The sequence below is a fragment of the Lactococcus garvieae genome (assembly GCF_016027715.1).
Classification (GTDB): Bacteria; Bacillota; Bacilli; order Lactobacillales; family Streptococcaceae; genus Lactococcus; species Lactococcus garvieae_A.
The window spans coordinates 122,587-139,321 of the sequence record NZ_CP065691.1; the positions used below are offsets into that span (position 1 = coordinate 122,587).

General features: G+C 38.7%; 16 protein-coding genes and 1 riboswitch. All 16 genes read left to right on the forward strand.

Going from position 1 to position 16,735, the window contains the following annotated elements:
• Positions 1-29: 29 nt before the first annotated feature.
• The gene (gene grpE / locus I6G50_RS00755; RefSeq protein ID WP_042753113.1) at positions 30-572 is read left to right on the forward strand and encodes a nucleotide exchange factor GrpE; all 543 of its coding nucleotides are present in this window, start codon (positions 30-32) and stop codon (positions 570-572) included.
• A 74-nt stretch (positions 573-646) separates the two neighbouring features.
• Entirely contained in the window at positions 647-2,473 is a 1,827-nt protein-coding gene (gene dnaK / locus I6G50_RS00760) for a molecular chaperone DnaK (protein ID WP_197908876.1), read from the forward strand.
• Positions 2,474-2,639: 166 nt separating this feature from the next.
• Positions 2,640-3,038, forward strand: coding sequence for a Spx/MgsR family RNA polymerase-binding regulatory protein (locus tag I6G50_RS00765; protein ID WP_003135054.1), 399 nt, complete (start codon positions 2,640-2,642; stop codon positions 3,036-3,038).
• 132 nt (positions 3,039-3,170) lie between these two features.
• The gene (locus tag I6G50_RS00770) at positions 3,171-3,872 is read left to right on the forward strand and encodes a DeoR/GlpR family DNA-binding transcription regulator (protein ID WP_003135053.1); all 702 of its coding nucleotides are present in this window, start codon (positions 3,171-3,173) and stop codon (positions 3,870-3,872) included.
• Complete coding sequence (gene pfkB / locus I6G50_RS00775; RefSeq protein WP_197908877.1) at positions 3,869-4,795, forward strand: 1-phosphofructokinase; 927 nt, start codon at positions 3,869-3,871, stop codon at positions 4,793-4,795. The genes I6G50_RS00770 and pfkB overlap by 4 nt, the downstream gene beginning before the upstream one ends.
• A 14-nt stretch (positions 4,796-4,809) precedes the next feature.
• Positions 4,810-6,717 carry a PTS fructose transporter subunit IIABC gene (locus I6G50_RS00780; protein WP_197908878.1) on the forward strand — a complete coding sequence of 636 codons (1,908 nt, stop codon included), beginning with the start codon at positions 4,810-4,812 and terminating at the stop codon, positions 6,715-6,717.
• 246 nt (positions 6,718-6,963) lie between these two features.
• Entirely contained in the window at positions 6,964-7,206 is a 243-nt protein-coding gene (locus I6G50_RS00785; protein WP_003135050.1) for a type B 50S ribosomal protein L31, read from the forward strand.
• A complete protein-coding gene (locus tag I6G50_RS00790; protein WP_197908879.1) occupies positions 7,196-7,453 on the forward strand; it encodes a hypothetical protein in 258 nt (85 codons plus the stop codon). Before I6G50_RS00785 ends, I6G50_RS00790 begins: the two co-directional genes overlap by 11 nt.
• Positions 7,434-7,985, forward strand: a complete 552-nt coding sequence (locus tag I6G50_RS00795) for a YceD family protein (protein ID WP_003135049.1) — start codon at positions 7,434-7,436, stop codon at positions 7,983-7,985. Before I6G50_RS00790 ends, I6G50_RS00795 begins: the two co-directional genes overlap by 20 nt.
• Positions 7,986-8,086: 101 nt before the next feature.
• Positions 8,087-8,782 carry a response regulator transcription factor gene (locus tag I6G50_RS00800; RefSeq protein WP_003135047.1) on the forward strand — a complete coding sequence of 232 codons (696 nt, stop codon included), beginning with the start codon at positions 8,087-8,089 and terminating at the stop codon, positions 8,780-8,782.
• A 75-nt stretch (positions 8,783-8,857) separates the two neighbouring features.
• Entirely contained in the window at positions 8,858-10,348 is a 1,491-nt protein-coding gene (locus I6G50_RS00805) for a HAMP domain-containing sensor histidine kinase (protein WP_197908880.1), read from the forward strand.
• Positions 10,349-10,485: 137 nt separating this feature from the next.
• A riboswitch (Lysine riboswitch) is annotated at positions 10,486-10,653 on the forward strand.
• An 87-nt stretch (positions 10,654-10,740) separates the two neighbouring features.
• Entirely contained in the window at positions 10,741-12,312 is a 1,572-nt protein-coding gene (locus I6G50_RS00810) for an ABC transporter permease subunit (RefSeq protein ID WP_003135045.1), read from the forward strand.
• Positions 12,313-13,050, forward strand: coding sequence for an amino acid ABC transporter ATP-binding protein (locus I6G50_RS00815; protein ID WP_003135044.1), 738 nt, complete (start codon positions 12,313-12,315; stop codon positions 13,048-13,050).
• A 168-nt stretch (positions 13,051-13,218) separates the two neighbouring features.
• Positions 13,219-14,580 (forward strand): UDP-N-acetylmuramoyl-L-alanine--D-glutamate ligase, encoded by a 1,362-nt coding sequence (murD, locus tag I6G50_RS00820; protein ID WP_197908881.1) that lies wholly within the window; start codon positions 13,219-13,221, stop codon positions 14,578-14,580.
• A 1-nt stretch (position 14,581) separates the two neighbouring features.
• A complete protein-coding gene (gene murG / locus I6G50_RS00825) occupies positions 14,582-15,676 on the forward strand; it encodes an undecaprenyldiphospho-muramoylpentapeptide beta-N-acetylglucosaminyltransferase (protein WP_197908882.1) in 1,095 nt (364 codons plus the stop codon).
• Positions 15,676-16,725 (forward strand): cell division protein FtsQ/DivIB, encoded by a 1,050-nt coding sequence (locus I6G50_RS00830; protein ID WP_197908883.1) that lies wholly within the window; start codon positions 15,676-15,678, stop codon positions 16,723-16,725. Before murG ends, I6G50_RS00830 begins: the two co-directional genes overlap by 1 nt.
• Positions 16,726-16,735: the final 10 nt, after the last annotated feature.

Sequence of the window (16,735 nt, forward strand, 5' to 3'; positions counted from 1 at the left end):
TGAAATTTTTTAAAAGAAAAGGAAACAATATGGCTGAAGAAAATAAAGAAGAACTAAAGAAAAAAGTCCAGGATGAAGAAGTTGTTGAGGAACTTACAGAAGAAGCACTTGAAGACATCGTGGAAGAAGAAGTTTCTGAACTTGACGCAGCTGTAGCAAAAGCCGACGAGTGGGAAAATAAATTCTTGCGTGTCAGTGCCGAGATGCAAAATGTCCAACGTCGTGCAAACGAAGAACGTACAAGTATTTTGAAATACCGTTCGCAAGACTTGGCTAAAAAGATTTTACCAAGTTTGGATAATCTGGAACGTGCACTTGCTGTTGAAGGTTTGACAGAAGATGTTAAAAAAGGTTTGGAAATGACGCGTGAAAGTTTGATTAATGCACTTAAAGAAGAAGGTGTGACTGAAGTTGCAGTCGATGGTCTTTTTGATCCAAACTTCCACATGGCCGTGCAAACTGTTCCAGCGGATGAGGAGCATCCAGCAGATCATGTCGTTCAAGTCTTCCAAAAAGGCTATCAAATCCACGATCGTATCCTACGCCCAGCAATGGTTGTCGTAGCTCAATAAGAAATCAAGTGACCGAAATGTCCCTAAACTATAACAAATAGATAAAAATAATAAAATAAGAAGAGGTAGAGCATATGTCTAAAATTATTGGTATTGACCTTGGTACAACAAACTCAGCAGTAGCAGTTCTTGAAGGAACTGAATCAAAAATTATTCCAAATCCAGAAGGAAATCGTACAACACCATCTGTTGTAGCTTTCAAAAATGGTGAAATTCAAGTCGGTGATGCTGCAAAACGTCAAGCAGTAACAAACCCTGATACAATCATCTCAATCAAATCAAAAATGGGAACAAATGAAAAAGTTTCTGCAGGTGGTAAAGAATACACACCTCAAGAAATTTCAGCTATGATCCTCCAAAACTTGAAAGCTACAGCCGAAGCTTACTTGGGTGAAAAAGTTGAAAAAGCGGTTATTACTGTTCCTGCTTACTTCAATGACGCACAACGTCAAGCAACAAAAGATGCGGGTAAAATCGCTGGCTTGGAAGTAGAACGTATCGTTAACGAACCAACAGCAGCTGCGCTTGCTTATGGTATGGATAAACAAGATAAAGATGAAAAAATTCTTGTCTTTGACCTTGGTGGTGGTACATTTGACGTTTCTATCCTTGAATTAGGTGATGGTGTCTTTGATGTATTGTCAACAGCAGGTAACAACAAACTTGGTGGTGATGACTTTGACCAAGCGATTATTGATTACATGGTAGCTGAATTCAAGAAAGAAAATGCTATTGACCTTTCTCAAGATAAAATGGCGCTTCAACGTTTGAAAGATGCAGCTGAAAAAGCTAAAAAAGACCTTTCAGGTGTAACTTCTACACAAATTTCATTGCCATTTATCACTGCAGGTGCTGCAGGTCCTCTCCACTTGGAAATGACACTCACACGTGCTAAATTCGATGAATTGACAGCATCATTGGTAGAAGCAACACGCGAACCTGTACGTCAAGCCCTTTCTGATGCTGGTCTTTCAACTTCAGATATCGATGAAGTCCTCCTCGTTGGTGGTTCAACTCGTATCCCAGCAGTTGTAGAACTTGTTCAAAAAGAAACAGGTAAAACTCCAAATAAATCAGTTAACCCTGATGAAGTAGTTGCGATGGGTGCTGCTATCCAAGGTGGTGTTATCACAGGTGATGTTAAAGACGTTGTTCTTCTTGATGTAACTCCACTCTCACTTGGTATCGAAACTATGGGATCAGTATTTACAAAACTTATCGAACGTAATACTACAATCCCAACTTCTAAATCACAAGTCTTCTCAACTGCAGCAGACAACCAACCAGCCGTTGATATCCACGTGCTTCAAGGTGAACGTCCAATGGCAGCAGATAACAAATCATTGGGTCGCTTCCAATTGACAGATATTCCTGCAGCACCACGTGGTGTGCCACAAATCGAAGTAACATTCGACATCGATAAAAACGGTATCGTATCAGTTAAAGCAAAAGATTTGGGCACTCAAAAAGAACAAACTATCGTTATCAAATCTAACTCAGGCCTTTCTGATGAAGAAATCGATAAGATGATGAAAGATGCTGAAGCAAATGCCGATGCTGATGCTAAACGTAAAGAAGAAGTAGACACTCGTAACGAAGCAGATGCTCTTGTTTTCCAAACTGAAAAGACAATCAAAGATCTTGAAGGTAAAGTAGACGAAGCTGAAGTGAAAAAAGCAGAAGACGCTAAAGAAGAATTGAAAAAAGCTCTTGAAGGTGAAGATATCGCTGATATCAAAGCTAAATCTGAAGCTCTTAGCGAAATCGCTCAAAACCTTGCAGTAAAACTTTACGAGCAAGCTAATGCTGAACAAGCGGCAACAGAAGGTCAAGAAGCTGGCGGAGAAGATGCTCCTAAAGATGACAACACTGTTGACGGCGACTTCGAAGAAGTTAAATAAAGTCAAATAGCCCCAAAAGCCCCAAAAGCCCCAAAAGCCTAGTGCCTTGGGGCTTTTTTTTATTTTTCGTATTTCTATGAAAAGCATTTCATTTGTGTTCAATAATATAAAATAGGATAATAAAAATAACAAAGAGGCTCTATCTATAAAAGAAAGGAGATTGCTAATGCTTAAAATTTACACAATCTCCTCTAATCAGGAGACAAAAGAAGCAGAAAGTTGGTTGTATTCGCATAAAATTAAATTTGTGGAAATCGATATTTTATCACAAGTAATTTCTTCCGAAGAGATTTTACAGATTATTTCTTTAACAGAGAATGGTTTGGAAGAAATTATTTCTAGAGAAACGCGAGCTTTTAGCCGGTTGAATATTGATCTCAACTATTTAATGTTAGAAGAATTTATGGAGTTAATAGAGGAAAATGCCACACTTCTAAAAGTACCTCTAATTCTTGATGAAAAACAACTGCAGGTAGGTTTTGATAAAGAGAAGATGCAAAAGTTTTTGGAGAAACCAACTGTTAAGATTAATAACTTAGAGTCCCAAGAAACGCAGACAGGTTAGCCTCTTTCACTCAAAGACTTAAGGTAGGATTACCTTGAGTCTTTTTTTAAATGAAAATGGTAGTTTTTGGTTGACTTTGAACGAAAATGGTGTATAATATAAAATGTAAACGAATTCAGAAGGAGAGAGCGAATGTTAGCGACAGAGCGTAAGGAAAAAATACTTGCTTTACTAAAAGAGCAAAGAGCTGCAACTTTAGAGGAACTTTCTACTGTAACAGAGGCTTCTGTTTCTACTTTAAGAAGGGATTTGAATGAACTCGAAGAAGAGAACTTCTTACGCCGTGTACACGGTGGTGCGGAACTGCAGCAAGATTTTTCGGAAGAACTTTCGATTTTGGAAAAATCTTCCAAAAACGTTCAAGAAAAAGAAAAAATTGCCGCTCTTGCTTTTGCGAAGATTAAAGAAGGTGACATTATTTACTTGGATGCAGGTACAACAGTGACACCGCTCTGTCATTTACTCAATCAATCAGGTAAAAGATTAACAATCGTGACGAATTCTATTAGTCATTTGCCAAGACTAACAAGTGAAAACTTGATTGTCTATTTGCTGGGCGGGAGAGTTAAAAAGCAAACGGATGCGATAATTGGCAGTTCAGCTATTGCACAATTAAGCACTTATCGCTTTAATCTTGCTTTTATTGGTGCAAATGCTTTTGATAAAGAACTCGGGGCGATGACACCAGATAGTGAAGAGGCAGCAGTCAAAGCACAAGCCATTCAGCAAAGCCGTACAAGTTATCTCCTTCTTGATAGTAGTAAAATTGGTCAAACAAGCTTCGTAAAGTTTGCAGACAGTGACCAAATAGAACTTATAACGGAGAAATTATGATATACACAGTAACACTAAATCCAGCATTAGACTATTTCATGGATTTTGAACAAGTTGAACTTGGTCAAGTCAACCGAGCAACAGAGACCCGTATGCTTCCAGGAGGAAAGGGTATTGTTGAAAGTCGAATGATGTCACTTTTAAAGGTGGACAACACAGCTCTCGGTTTTCTCGGAGGCTTTCCTGGTAAATTTATTCAGGACTATCTTCAAAATATTGGTAGCCAGTCGGATTTCACGCCCATTGCTGGCACAACTCGTATTAATACCAAAATTAAAGTCAATGCCCAAGAAGAAACTTCCTTTGACGCAGCAGGGCCGTCCTTGACCGAGGAGGAAATAAATGCTTTCCTCAGTAAATTCGATAAATTACAATCAGGAGATATTGTCGTTTTTGCAGGTACCATACCTAAAAGCTTAGGCGAAGATTTCTACGAAGTATTGATTGAAAAAGTTAAGGCCAGAGGCGCTCAGTTTGCTATTGATGTAGATGGACAAAAATTATTGAAAACCTTGAAGCATTCACCCTTAGTTATCAAGCCGAATCGTGAAGAATTAGAGGAAATTTATTCTGTTAAGTTTGAAACAAAAGAAGACATCATTCCATATGGTAAGAAATTACTTGAGGAGGGTGCACAGAATGTCATGATTTCCATGGCAGGAGATGGAGCTTTGCTCTTTACAGATGATGAAACATACTTTGCAGCCCCAATCAAAGGAGAGTTGAAAAACTCTATCGGTGCGGGTGATTCTACAGTTGCAGGCTTTCTTGCCGAATGGAGCCGAAGTCAAGATCCACTCCGCGCCTTTAAACAAGGTGTGGCATGTGGTACGGCCAAAGTCTTCTCAGAAGATATGCCAAGTGAGAGCTTCCTAAAAGAATGCTTTGAAAAAGTAGCCATAGAAAAAATACATAAAAATTAGAAAAGAGAAAGATTATGGAAATCAAAGATTTACTCAAAACTGAAGTCATGATTTTAGACCTTCAGGCGACATCTAAAGAAGCAGCAGTCGATGAAATGGTGAACAAATTAGTCGTTGAAGGTTACGTTAGTGACTTTGATACATTCAAAGCTGGTATCATGGCCCGTGAAGCACAAACTTCTACAGGTTTAGGCGATGGAATTGCTATGCCACACAGCAAAAACACAGCAGTGAACGAAGCAGTTGTCCTTTTTGCCAAATCTCAAGCTGGTGTAGATTATGCAGCTTTAGACGGTCAGCCTGTCAATCTTTTCTTCATGATTGCAGCACCAGAAGGAGCAAACGATACTCACCTTGAAGCTTTAGCACAACTCTCTAAATTCTTGCTGCAAGCTGGCTTTACCGACAAAGTAAAAGCAGCGAAATATCCGCGTCAAGTTCTTGAACTTTTCTCTGAAGAAACAGAAGAAATTGAACAAGTGACAGACAGCGAGCACTATGTCTTAGCAGTAACAGCTTGTACAACAGGTATCGCCCACACATATATGGCTGAAGAAGCCCTAAAAAAACAAGCAGCTGAAATGGGAATCGCTATCAAGGTTGAAACAAACGGCGCGCGTGGTATTGACCACAAACTGACTTCAGAAGATATCCAAAAAGCAGATGGTATTATTGTTGCAGCAGATAAAAAAGTTGAAATGAATCGTTTTGCTGGAAAACCGATGGTACAAGTTCCAGTAGCAGCAGCTATTCGCCAACCTGAAGAGCTCATCAATAAAGCAATCTCAGGTAATGCTCCAAAGTTTGAAGCAGATGCGGCAGATGAAGTGAAAGAAGAAAGCTCAGGCGGTATTGGTAAAGCCTTTTACAAACACCTCATGGGTGGTGTCTCTGCGATGTTACCGTTTGTCGTAGGTGGTGGTATCCTGATTGCTCTTGCCTTCTTGATTGACCAGTCTATGGGTGTTCCTAAAGATCAGCTGGCCAACCTAGGTACTTATCATCCAATTGCAGCCTACTTTAAAAATATTGGGGGAGCAGCCTTTGCCTTCATGCTTCCTGTATTGGCAGGTTTTATTGCCAACTCTATCGCGGATAAACCTGGACTTGTTGCCGGTTTCGTAGCGGGTTCCATGGCTTCATCTGGTCTTGCTTTTGGTAAACTGGACCCTGCAACAATGATTCCTTCTGGTTTCCTTGGCGCTTTGGTAGGTGGTTTTATCGCTGGTGGAGTAATTATTCTCTTGCGTAAGCTTTTGACTGTCTTACCAAAATCACTTGATGGGATTAAAGCCATACTCATTTTCCCACTTTTGGGGACATTTATCACAGGTTTGCTCATGCTTTTCATCAACATCCCAATGGCTGCAATCAACACTGGTCTTTCAGATTTCTTGAACAGCCTTAACGGAGCTTCAGCCTTGGTTCTTGGCCTTGTTGTTGGGGGAATGATGGCGGTTGACCTTGGCGGTCCAATCAATAAAGCTGCTTATATCTTTGGTACAGGAACATTGGCAGCAAGCGTTGCTACAGGTGGATCAGTTATTATGGCTGCTGTTATGGCTGGTGGTATGGTACCACCGCTTGCAACGACAGTTGCTGTCCTCTTCTTCAAAAATAAATTTACAAAAGAAGAACGTCAATCAGGATTGACAAATATCGTCATGGGCCTTTCATTTATCACAGAAGGTTCTATTCCATTCGGAGCAGCGGACCCAGCGCGTGCGATTCCATCATTCGTTGTCGGTTCTGCTTTGGCTGGTGGGCTTGTTGGTGCAGCTGGTATCAAATTAATGGCTCCTCACGGTGGTATCTTTGTATTGGCCTTGACAAATAATCCTTTATTGTATCTCCTCTTTGTCTTAGTAGGTGCAGTAGTGTCTGGATTAATGTTCGGCTACTTGAAAAAAGAAAAAGCCTAAGAAAATCAAGAGTGAAGAAGATAGAAAAACTATCTTCTTTTTTCTTCTCAGTTTCCTGGAGAAGTAGTTAAAAATGAGATAAAAGTATTGATTTTTACCAAAAACACCACGTCAAATTTTATTTAAAGAATAATTTATTTTATAGTCAATAAAAGCTTGAATTTCAAGAACAAATCTGTTAGAATATTAAGGTCTAACAAACTTTGGTCTGGCAAACAGTCCAAGGCAGAAAGGAAATTTTGCAAAATGAAAAAAGACATCCATCCTAATTACCAACCTGTTGTGTTCTTAGATACAACTACTGGTTTTAAATTCTTGAGCGGTTCAACTAAAGGTTCGAAAGAAACTGTTGAATGGGAAGACGGAAACACTTATCCATTGATTCGTGTGGAAATCTCATCTGACTCACATCCATTCTATACTGGCCGTCAAAAATTCCAAGCAGCGGACGGACGTATCGCTCGTTTCAACAAGAAATATGGAAAATAAAAAAGTGCTTCGGCGCTTTTTTATTATCGTTCTTTTTGCTTTGACAAATAAGAACCACAATATGCAGAGAGCACAGCAGGAAGTGAATATCTTTAGTTCATTGGGCTATAAAAAAATTAAAAAATATCATATAATAGAACAAAGATATCTGTTAAGAAATTGGAGAAATAGCCGCAATCAAGAACTGCTGCTCTTGAGCAAATACAAAAGTAAAGGAAATATAAATAATGAAATGGTCTATTCTTGAAATATCAAAAAAGAAAATAATTAAATTTGAGGAAGAACTGGAACTGACTGCAGACCTCAAACAGCGTTCAGAGGAAATTTTGGATGCAAAACCAGTCAAAGTTCAAGGTCAAATTTCTTATGACACGGGGATCTACTACTTAGACTATACTCTTAAGGTAGGTCTCACTTTGCCATCATCACGCAGCCTAAAGCCTGTAGATTATCCCATGGAAATTCAAGTGAATGAAGCTTTTACTACAGAAGAATTTCTTAAAGAGAATGAAGATTTACTAGATAGTGACATGATTTTTACACTTGAAGCGGATTGGATTAGTTTGTCAGAGTCTGTGGCTGACAATATTCTTCTAGAAATTCCTTTGCAGATTTTAGCTGAAGATGAAGAAGAAGGAAGTGCAAGCTTACCTTCAGGTAAAAACTGGGCAGTTATGTCTGAAGCAGATTATAAGAAACAAAAAGAAGAAGAAGAAAACAAAGAAAATAAATCTCCTTTTGCCGGTTTGGCTGGACTTTTCTCAGAAGAAAAAAATTAAGAAAAATCTCATAAAACACTTGCAACAAAATTACAATTATATTATAATTTTGTTATAGAGGAAATAAAACTAAAAAAGATAGATATTAATGAGGCTAAATTATGAATTCATCTAAACGTATTTTGATTATCGAAGACGATAAAAATATTGCGAGATTTGTTTCACTTGAGCTTGAGCATGAAGGTTACCAGACTGCCGTTCAAGATAATGGTCGTAGAGGTCTTGAAGAAGCGATGTCAAAAGATTATGATTTGATTTTGCTTGACCTGATGTTACCTGAACTTGATGGCTTCGAGGTTGCACGTCGCTTACGCCGTGAAAAAGATACTCATATTATTATGATGACGGCGCGTGATTCAACTATGGACCGCGTTGCTGGTCTTGATATTGGTGCTGATGACTATATTACAAAACCTTTTGCCATCGAAGAGCTCTTGGCTCGTGTGCGTTCACTTTTCCGTCGTGAAGATAATATTCATATCGCGGAGAAGGCAGATAACACTTCATTCCGCGACTTGGTGATTGATAAAACAAACCGTACGGTTCATCGTGGTAAAAAGGTTATCGACCTTACACGCCGGGAATATGACTTGCTCTTAACACTCATGCAAAATGTGGGTGACGTTGTAACACGTGAGTATTTGGTTTCAGAAGTCTGGGGTTATGAAGAAGGAACCGAGACAAACGTTGTTGACGTTTATATTCGCTATTTGCGTAACAAAATTGATGTGGAAGGGCGTGAGAGCTATATCCAAACCGTTCGTGGGATGGGATATGTCATGCGCGACCGCAAATAAATAAAAAAATTTCTAGTGGTTCCCCCACTAGATTTATTATTACTATGACATCTAAAAGAAATAGAAAAATGTGACATGGCAAAATTTTTTGATTCGAAAAAAGAAATAACAGAAAGTCTACCAGAAAGAAAGCGGAGCATTATGCTTCGCTGGGCTTTTGCTAATACAATTTTCTGTTTTATCACCTTTACTATTTTTGCAGTATTGGTTTATCAACTCACAATCACAACTTTTATCAACTCTGAAAAAGATGACATGATGAGAGCTTTGGATAATGTAGAACAGAGTCTGTCTCAGGCTGAAATGCCTTTGTCAGAAAAAAACCTCTCAAACTATTTAGCTTATGCGAGAGACTATACGACTTCAAATCAAGCAAGAGAGAATGAACTTGAGACTTTAGGGAGTATGATTGGATCGAGAAAGTCTTTTTATGTTTTTGACGTGAGTGAAAATCTTCTTTATTCTACGAATGCTTATGGTTTTCCTCTGAGAAAAGATGTGGGGGATTCCACTGATGCGGTACGTACCTTTGGGGACTATTCTGGATACTTAGTAGAACGCCCTGTTCATTCTCAGAAAACAGGGAAGCTGGTTGGCTATGTGCAAGCTTTCTACGACATGAGTTATTATTATACTGTACGTACGAAGTTACTCATCGCCCTGATTATTTTAGAAATAATCGCGCTCTTTATCGCTCAATTTGTAGGTTACTTTATGGCAAGTCGTTATATCAAACCACTTGAGCGTTTACATGATGCTATTATCACCAGAACCAATAACTTGAGTATGGATTTCAAACCTGTGGTGATTCAGACAGGCGATGAAATCGAAGAGCTGGCTACGGTCTATAATGATATGATGACCAAAATTAACGAGTATGTGGATCAGCAAAAACGGTTTGTTTCAGATGTGAGCCATGAGTTACGGACTCCATTAGCGGTTCTTGACGGGCATTTAAATCTCTTGAATCGTTGGGGGAAAAACGATCCCGAAGTGCTTGATGAATCTTTGTTGGCAAGTATTGAGGAAGTTAAGACGATGCGGACCATGCTTGAAGAAATGCTCGCCTTGGCACGATTAGAAAGCATTGATTTCCGAGATGAGGACTTGATTTGCGATCCAATTGAAGTTTCAAACTTTTTGATGAAAAACTTTTTACTTATTCATCCGGATTTGGATTTGACAGTAAAAAATGACTTGACCCCAGGAAGATTAGCCCATATTTACCCTAACCATTATGAACAAGGACTGAAAATCTTGATTGACAACGCTATAAAGTATTCACCAGCAGATCGTCAAGAAGTAAGCATTCATTTGGAAGAAGACGAAAACTTCATCATTACAAGTGTGGAAGACCATGGTTACGGTATTGGTGAAGAGGACCTGAAGCATATTTTTGAGCGCTTCTTCCGTGCGGATAAGGCGCGTAATCGTGATATAGGGGGAACTGGACTCGGTCTTTCGATTATTAGTCGACTTGTGAAAAACTATGAAGGGGATATTAGTGTAACTTCGGTTCTAGGAGAAGGTTCTAAATTTATCTTGAAAATCCCTAAAATTAAATAAAAATGAAAAACTATTGAAAGTGTGTACACTGGATATAGTTTTTATTTTTTTATAATTTTTCTAATTAATTTGATGATTCGAGTAATTTATTGACAATTTGCAAAAAAAAAGTTAAGATTTAGAGTACAATATACAAATAAAATGATAGAGGTCGCAATGAATAGGAAATTTTACTGAGCTGGACAAGCGTTGAAGTAAAATGGAGGAGACATTGCCGAAATAAATTCACTCGTCCAAGTGGATTTGTTGGGGCAGCAAGGGATACTTGCTGAACTGTCGCAGTTTTGCGGAGTGCTATTCGTTACTTACTGATAATAGATCACGTACAACGTTTAGCAACCTCTCTGTGTAAAGGTTGCTTTTTATTTGGAAAAAATGAAAGAGAGAGTATTATGAGAAGAAAAAACTTATTTTTACTTGTCGCGACGTTGTTTACGATATTATTTATCGGTAGTTCAAAAGCCAGTGCAGATCAGTTCCGTGTGGGGATGGAAGCGGCTTACGCTCCCTTCAACTGGACGCAGTATGATGATAGCAATGGTGCTGTCCCTATTGATGGTGTTGATGGTCAGTGGGCCAATGGATATGACGTACAAGTCGCTAAAAAGATTGCAGATAAGTTAAATAAAGACTTGGTGATTGTAAAGTCAAGTTGGGATGGTCTACTGCCAGCTTTAAAATCAGGCAAGATTGATGGAATTATTGCAGGAATGTCTCCCACAGCTGAACGGAGAGAACAAATTGCCTTTTCTGAGCCTTATTACACGTCTAACCTTGTAATGATGGTAAAAAGTGGCGGAACTTTTGCCCAAGCATCAAGCTTAGCGGATTTCTCTGGAGCAAAAATTACAGCTCAGTTGGGAACTTTCCACTATAACATGATTGACCAGATTGAAAATGTAAGTAAACAAACAGCTATGAAAGATTTTTCAAGCATGCGTGTAGCTTTACAAAGTGGTGCCATCGATGGTTATGTGGCTGAGCGCCCTGAAGGAGTTACAGCAGAAAAAGCTAATCCTGATTTCAAAATGATTGAGTTTGGCGAAGGTAAAGGTTTTGTAACAAACTCAGATGACACTACTGTAGCAGTAGGTGTACGTAAAAACGACCCTAACTTACCTGTGATTAACAGCTTTCTAACAGGCTTTACTCCACAAGACCAAAAAGAGCTGATGGACAAAATGATAGCCGCACAACCTGAAGCTAAAACTCAAGGTGCTTGGTATGATCAGATTATCAGTATCGTAAGAGACAATGGTAAACAGTTTCTTAATGGTACAGGGATGACATTATTCATTTCATTGATTGGTACAATTCTTGGTACAATTTTGGGTCTATTAATTGGTGTTTATCGTACTATTCCAGAGATTAGCAATAAGTTCTTAGCTATTCTTCATAAAGTATTTGGTTGGTTGATTACTGCGTATATCGAAATCTTCCGTGGCACGCCAATGATTGTGCAAGCTATGGTACTCTATTATGGTACGGCTTTAGCATTTGGACTCAGTTTAGATCGAACTTGGGCAGCACTTATCATCGTCTCAATTAATACAGGGGCATATATGTCAGAGATTGTTCGTGGAGGGATCTTCTCTGTCGACCAAGGACAATTTGAAGCCGCACAGGCTATTGGGATGACTCATGGCCAAACGATGCGTAAAGTTGTTTTACCACAGGTGCTAAGAAATATTCTTCCTGCTACGGGTAATGAATTTGTTATTAATATTAAAGACACTTCTGTGTTGTCCGTGATTTCTGTAACAGAGCTGTTCTTCCAAGGAACAACAGTTGCTCAACAAAACTTTATGTATTTCCAAACTTTCGCTGTAATTTGTGCGATTTACTTTGTTCTTACATTTACAGTGACACGTATTCTACGTTTTGTGGAAAGAAAAATGGATGGTCCAGATGCATATGTTCCAATCCAAAATCAAATGCAAGTACAAGAATTGGGGGATGCCTAAATGACAGCTATTTTAGAAATTAATCATTTGAAAAAATCATTTGGCACGAATGAAGTCCTAAAAGATATTCATTTGACAGTCAACAAAGGGGAAGTTATTTCCATCATTGGTTCATCAGGAAGTGGAAAATCAACCTTACTGCGCTCTATCAATTTATTGGAAAAGCCCACTGGCGGGGAAATTATTTATAAGGGAGAAAATGTTTTAGCTAAAGGTTTTGATATCCCTAAATATCGTACTCATCTCGGCATGGTCTTTCAAAGTTTTAATCTCTTTAATAATATGAATGTTATCGAAAATGTTATGGCAGGACAGGTAACTGTATTAAAGAAAAATCAAGAAGAAGCACGGGCCATTGCTCTAGAAAATCTTGAAAAAGTTGGCATGGTTCGGTTTGCTAATGCGAAACCAACACAACTCTCAGGGGGGCAAAAACAGCGTGTTGCTATCGCACGAGCTATTTCAATGAATCCAGATGTTATCTTATTTGATGAGCCGACATCAGCATTGGATCCCGAAATGGTGGGAGAAGTGCTCCAAACAATGCAAGGGTTAGCGGAAACAGGGTTGACTATGGTTATTGTAACGCATGAGATGGAATTTGCGCGTGATGTGAGCGACCGTGTAATTTTCATGGATAAGGGCGTGATTGCCGAAGAAGGAAAACCAGAAGAAATTTTTGGAGCACCTAAAGAAGAACGCACACGTGCTTTTCTTTCCCGATTTTTGAAAGCCTGAATAAAAAAGCAGCAAGCAGAATGACCTGCTCTCTGCTTTTTTATTTGCCCTCGGATAAAGTTTTTGTTTTTTCTACGTTTTTAGGATATATACTTTGTAATTCTAATTCTATATTGAAAAAATAGGCAAATAGCGGTAAAATAGAGGGAAGTAGAAAGAATAGGAACAATGAAAAAAATCACGACTTTTGAACATAAAAATGTGCTAATCCTTGGGTTGGCAAAATCTGGAGAAGCTGCCGCTCGCTTACTCCACTCACTAGGAGCTTTAGTAACCGTTAATGACGGTAAAGCTTTTGATGAAAATCCAGCAGCTCAGGCCTTGCTTGAGGAAGGGATAAAAGTTATTTGTGGTAGCCATCCTATTGAACTTTTAGATGAAAATTTTGACTTCATGGTGAAAAACCCAGGAATTCCTTATGATAATCCGATGGTTAAAAAAGCTATAGATAAAAAAATTCCGGTTATTACTGAAGTGGAGCTGGCTTATCTTGTTTCTGAGGCACCAATCATTGGTATTACAGGGACAAATGGTAAAACAACGACAACAACACTCATTGCAGATATTTTGAACACTGACGGCCAATCCGCAAAATTGTCAGGTAATATTGGTTTCCCAGCTTCGGCTGTAGCAGCTGAAGCTACGCCTCAAGACACCTTAGTTATGGAGCTTTCAAGTTTCCAACTTATGGGGATTATTGATTTCAAACCTCAAATTGCTTTGATTACAAATATCTTTTCATCCCATTTGGATTATCATGGTTCACAAGAAGCTTATGAAGCGGCCAAATGGCGTATTCAAGAAAACTTGACAGCCCATGAATATCTAGTCCTTAATTACAATCAAGAAAAGTGCCGTGCTTTGGCAGAACATACTGCTGCACATGTAGTAGCTTTTGCAACGGAAGAAAAAGTAGATGGGGCCTATTCTTTAGAGGGCAAGATGTATTACCGAGGGGAATATATCATGGAAGTTGCTGATTTGGCTCTTCCCGGCGAACATAATCTTGAAAATGCTCTTGCAGCCATAGCGGTTGCTAAGTTATCAGGGGCTAAAAACGAAGCTATCGTTGAAGAACTCACCAGTTTTTCAGGTGTTAAACATCGTTTACAATATCTCGGAGAAGTCGCGGGACGTAAAGTTTATAATGACAGTAAAGCAACGAATATTTTGGCAACAGAAAAAGCTCTCTCTGGTTTTGACAACAGTAAGTTGTGGCTTTTAGCTGGTGGTTTGGATCGCGGGAATGGCTTTGAAGAACTTTCTGAAGCAGTTTCAGGTGTTAAAGGCATGGTTTTGTTTGGGGAAACTGCACCAAAATTGCAACAATTAGCGGATGAGTTGCATATTCCAACTCTTAAAACTGAAAATGTAGCTACTGCGCTGAAAGAGATTTTTGAAAAAACAGCCGTAGGTGATACGATATTACTTAGTCCTGCTTGTGCGAGTTGGGATCAATATAAAACCTTTGAAGAACGGGGAGATTTGTTCATCAAGGCGTTTGAAGAGTTGAAAGGTGAAGTGAAATAATATGAGAATTATTGTAACGGGGGGAGGCACAGGAGGTCATATTTATCCTGCCTTGTCCTTTATTAATCATCTGAGAAAACTTGAACCCGATTCTGAAATTCTCTATGTGGGTACAAAACGTGGCCTCGAAAATAAAATCGTTCCTGCTGCAGGTGTCGCCTTTAAAACAGTGGATGTACAAGGCTTTCGTCGTAGTCTCTCTCTAAATAACTTTAAGACAGTTTACAAGTTTTTGAAATCAACATCTGATGCTAAGAAAATTATCAAAGACTTTCAACCAGATGTGGTTATTGGAACAGGAGGCTATGTAGCAGGTCCTGTACTTTATGCAGCAGCTAAGCTAAAGGTGCCAACTATTGTCCATGAACAAAATTCTATTCCAGGAATTACTAATAAATTCTTAAGTAAGTATGTGGATAGAGTAGCTGTAGCATTTGAAGCAGCTCGACCTTATTTTCCAAAAGAAAAGACTGTTTTTGCAGGTAATCCGCGTGCCCAAGAAGTTGCTACACTAAAAGCTACGGATATTTTAGAAACAGAATACAAGCTCAACAAAGATAAAAAAACAGTAGTAATTTTTGGGGGATCTCGTGGTGCTCAAACCATCAATGAAGCTGTTAAAGCAGCTCTCCCTAAATTTGCAGAAGAAGATTATCAAGTTGTTTATGCTTCTGGACAAATTTATTTTGATGAAGATCATGCTGAGTTTGCTCAATATGATACAACTGAAAATATCGCCATTCGCCCCTATATTTCAAATATGCTTGAAGTGTTAGCATCATCAGACTTGATTCTATGCCGTGCGGGAGCGACTACGATTGCTGAGATTACAGCTCTTGGTCTTCCGACCCTGTTTGTTCCTAGTCCTAACGTCACAGCAGATCACCAAACCAAAAATGCCCAAGCTCTTGTGGATATCGGCGCAGCTAAGATGATTAGAGATGCAGAGCTTACAGCAGAGAAAATGCTTGCAAGTATCTCAGAGATATTCTCTGATGAAGCACTTTATCAAGCCATGTCATCAGCCAGCAAAAAAGCAGGTGTACCTGATGCAAGCGATCGACTTTATAAACTTGTGAAAGAAATTAAAAAATAATGAGTGAAGAAAACCTTACGCCTTGGCAAAAGAAAAATCTTGAATATCAGCGCCGAAAAGCGGCTGAAAGTAAAGAAGAATCTGAGGAACCCAAAAAACGGAAGTTTTTAAATAAAAAAGAAAACAAAAAAGTAGAACCTGATAATGAACAGGAAGAAGTCACTCAGAATCTAGAATCTGATGCGATGGAAGAGAGTGAAACATCGGAATGGAGTAATTCTGATGATTTTGCTGAGGACAATGAACCTGAAGAGGAAGCAAAACCCTCTATCTTTGATGGGAGCTTTGAAGTTTTTAAACAGATGTGGCCTGTTCTGTTCATTACTATTTTTCTGTTTCTTACATCGGTCTATGCTGTTTCACCTATCAGTAAGATTGGAACATTTACTGTCTCAGGAAACCAAAATGAGTCATTTGAATCAATCGTAAAAGCTTCAAAACTTAGGCCTACAGATAGAATATATGGAGTACTTAGAAACCGAAGAGGGATTGAGAACAGCATTGTTCAACAATTCCCTCGTGTGAAATCAGTGAATTTACATATTTCTTTTCCTAATAATGTCGAAGCAAAAGTGACAGAGTTTCAAAAGGTTGCTTATGTTGAACAAAAAGGAAAAACTTATCAAGTTTTGGAAAATGGTTATATTTTAAGTAATCAAGCAATTTCCAAAGACAAACTTACGAAATTACCGATCTTAAAGAGTTTTTCAGATCAAGAAGTAAAAACCTTTATAACGGCTTATATGAAGCTCAAGCCCGAAATACGGAACCTTATTACTACTGTAAGCAAGGCGCCGACTAAAGCCACGAAAGACTTTATCGCTTTAGACATGTCAGATGGCAACCAGGTTAGAGTTTCCTTGAGTCAAATATCAGATAAACTTCCTTACTATACCAATGTCGCAAAGCAACTTCAAGCTCCGCAAGTCATTGATATGGAAGCAGGAATTTATGCAAAACCTAAAGAAGAATATCTCAATGATTTGAAAAATCCTGAAGCTGCTAAAAAAGCAACAGATAATACAACTGAAGCTGCCGCTACAGAATAACAAAACGGAA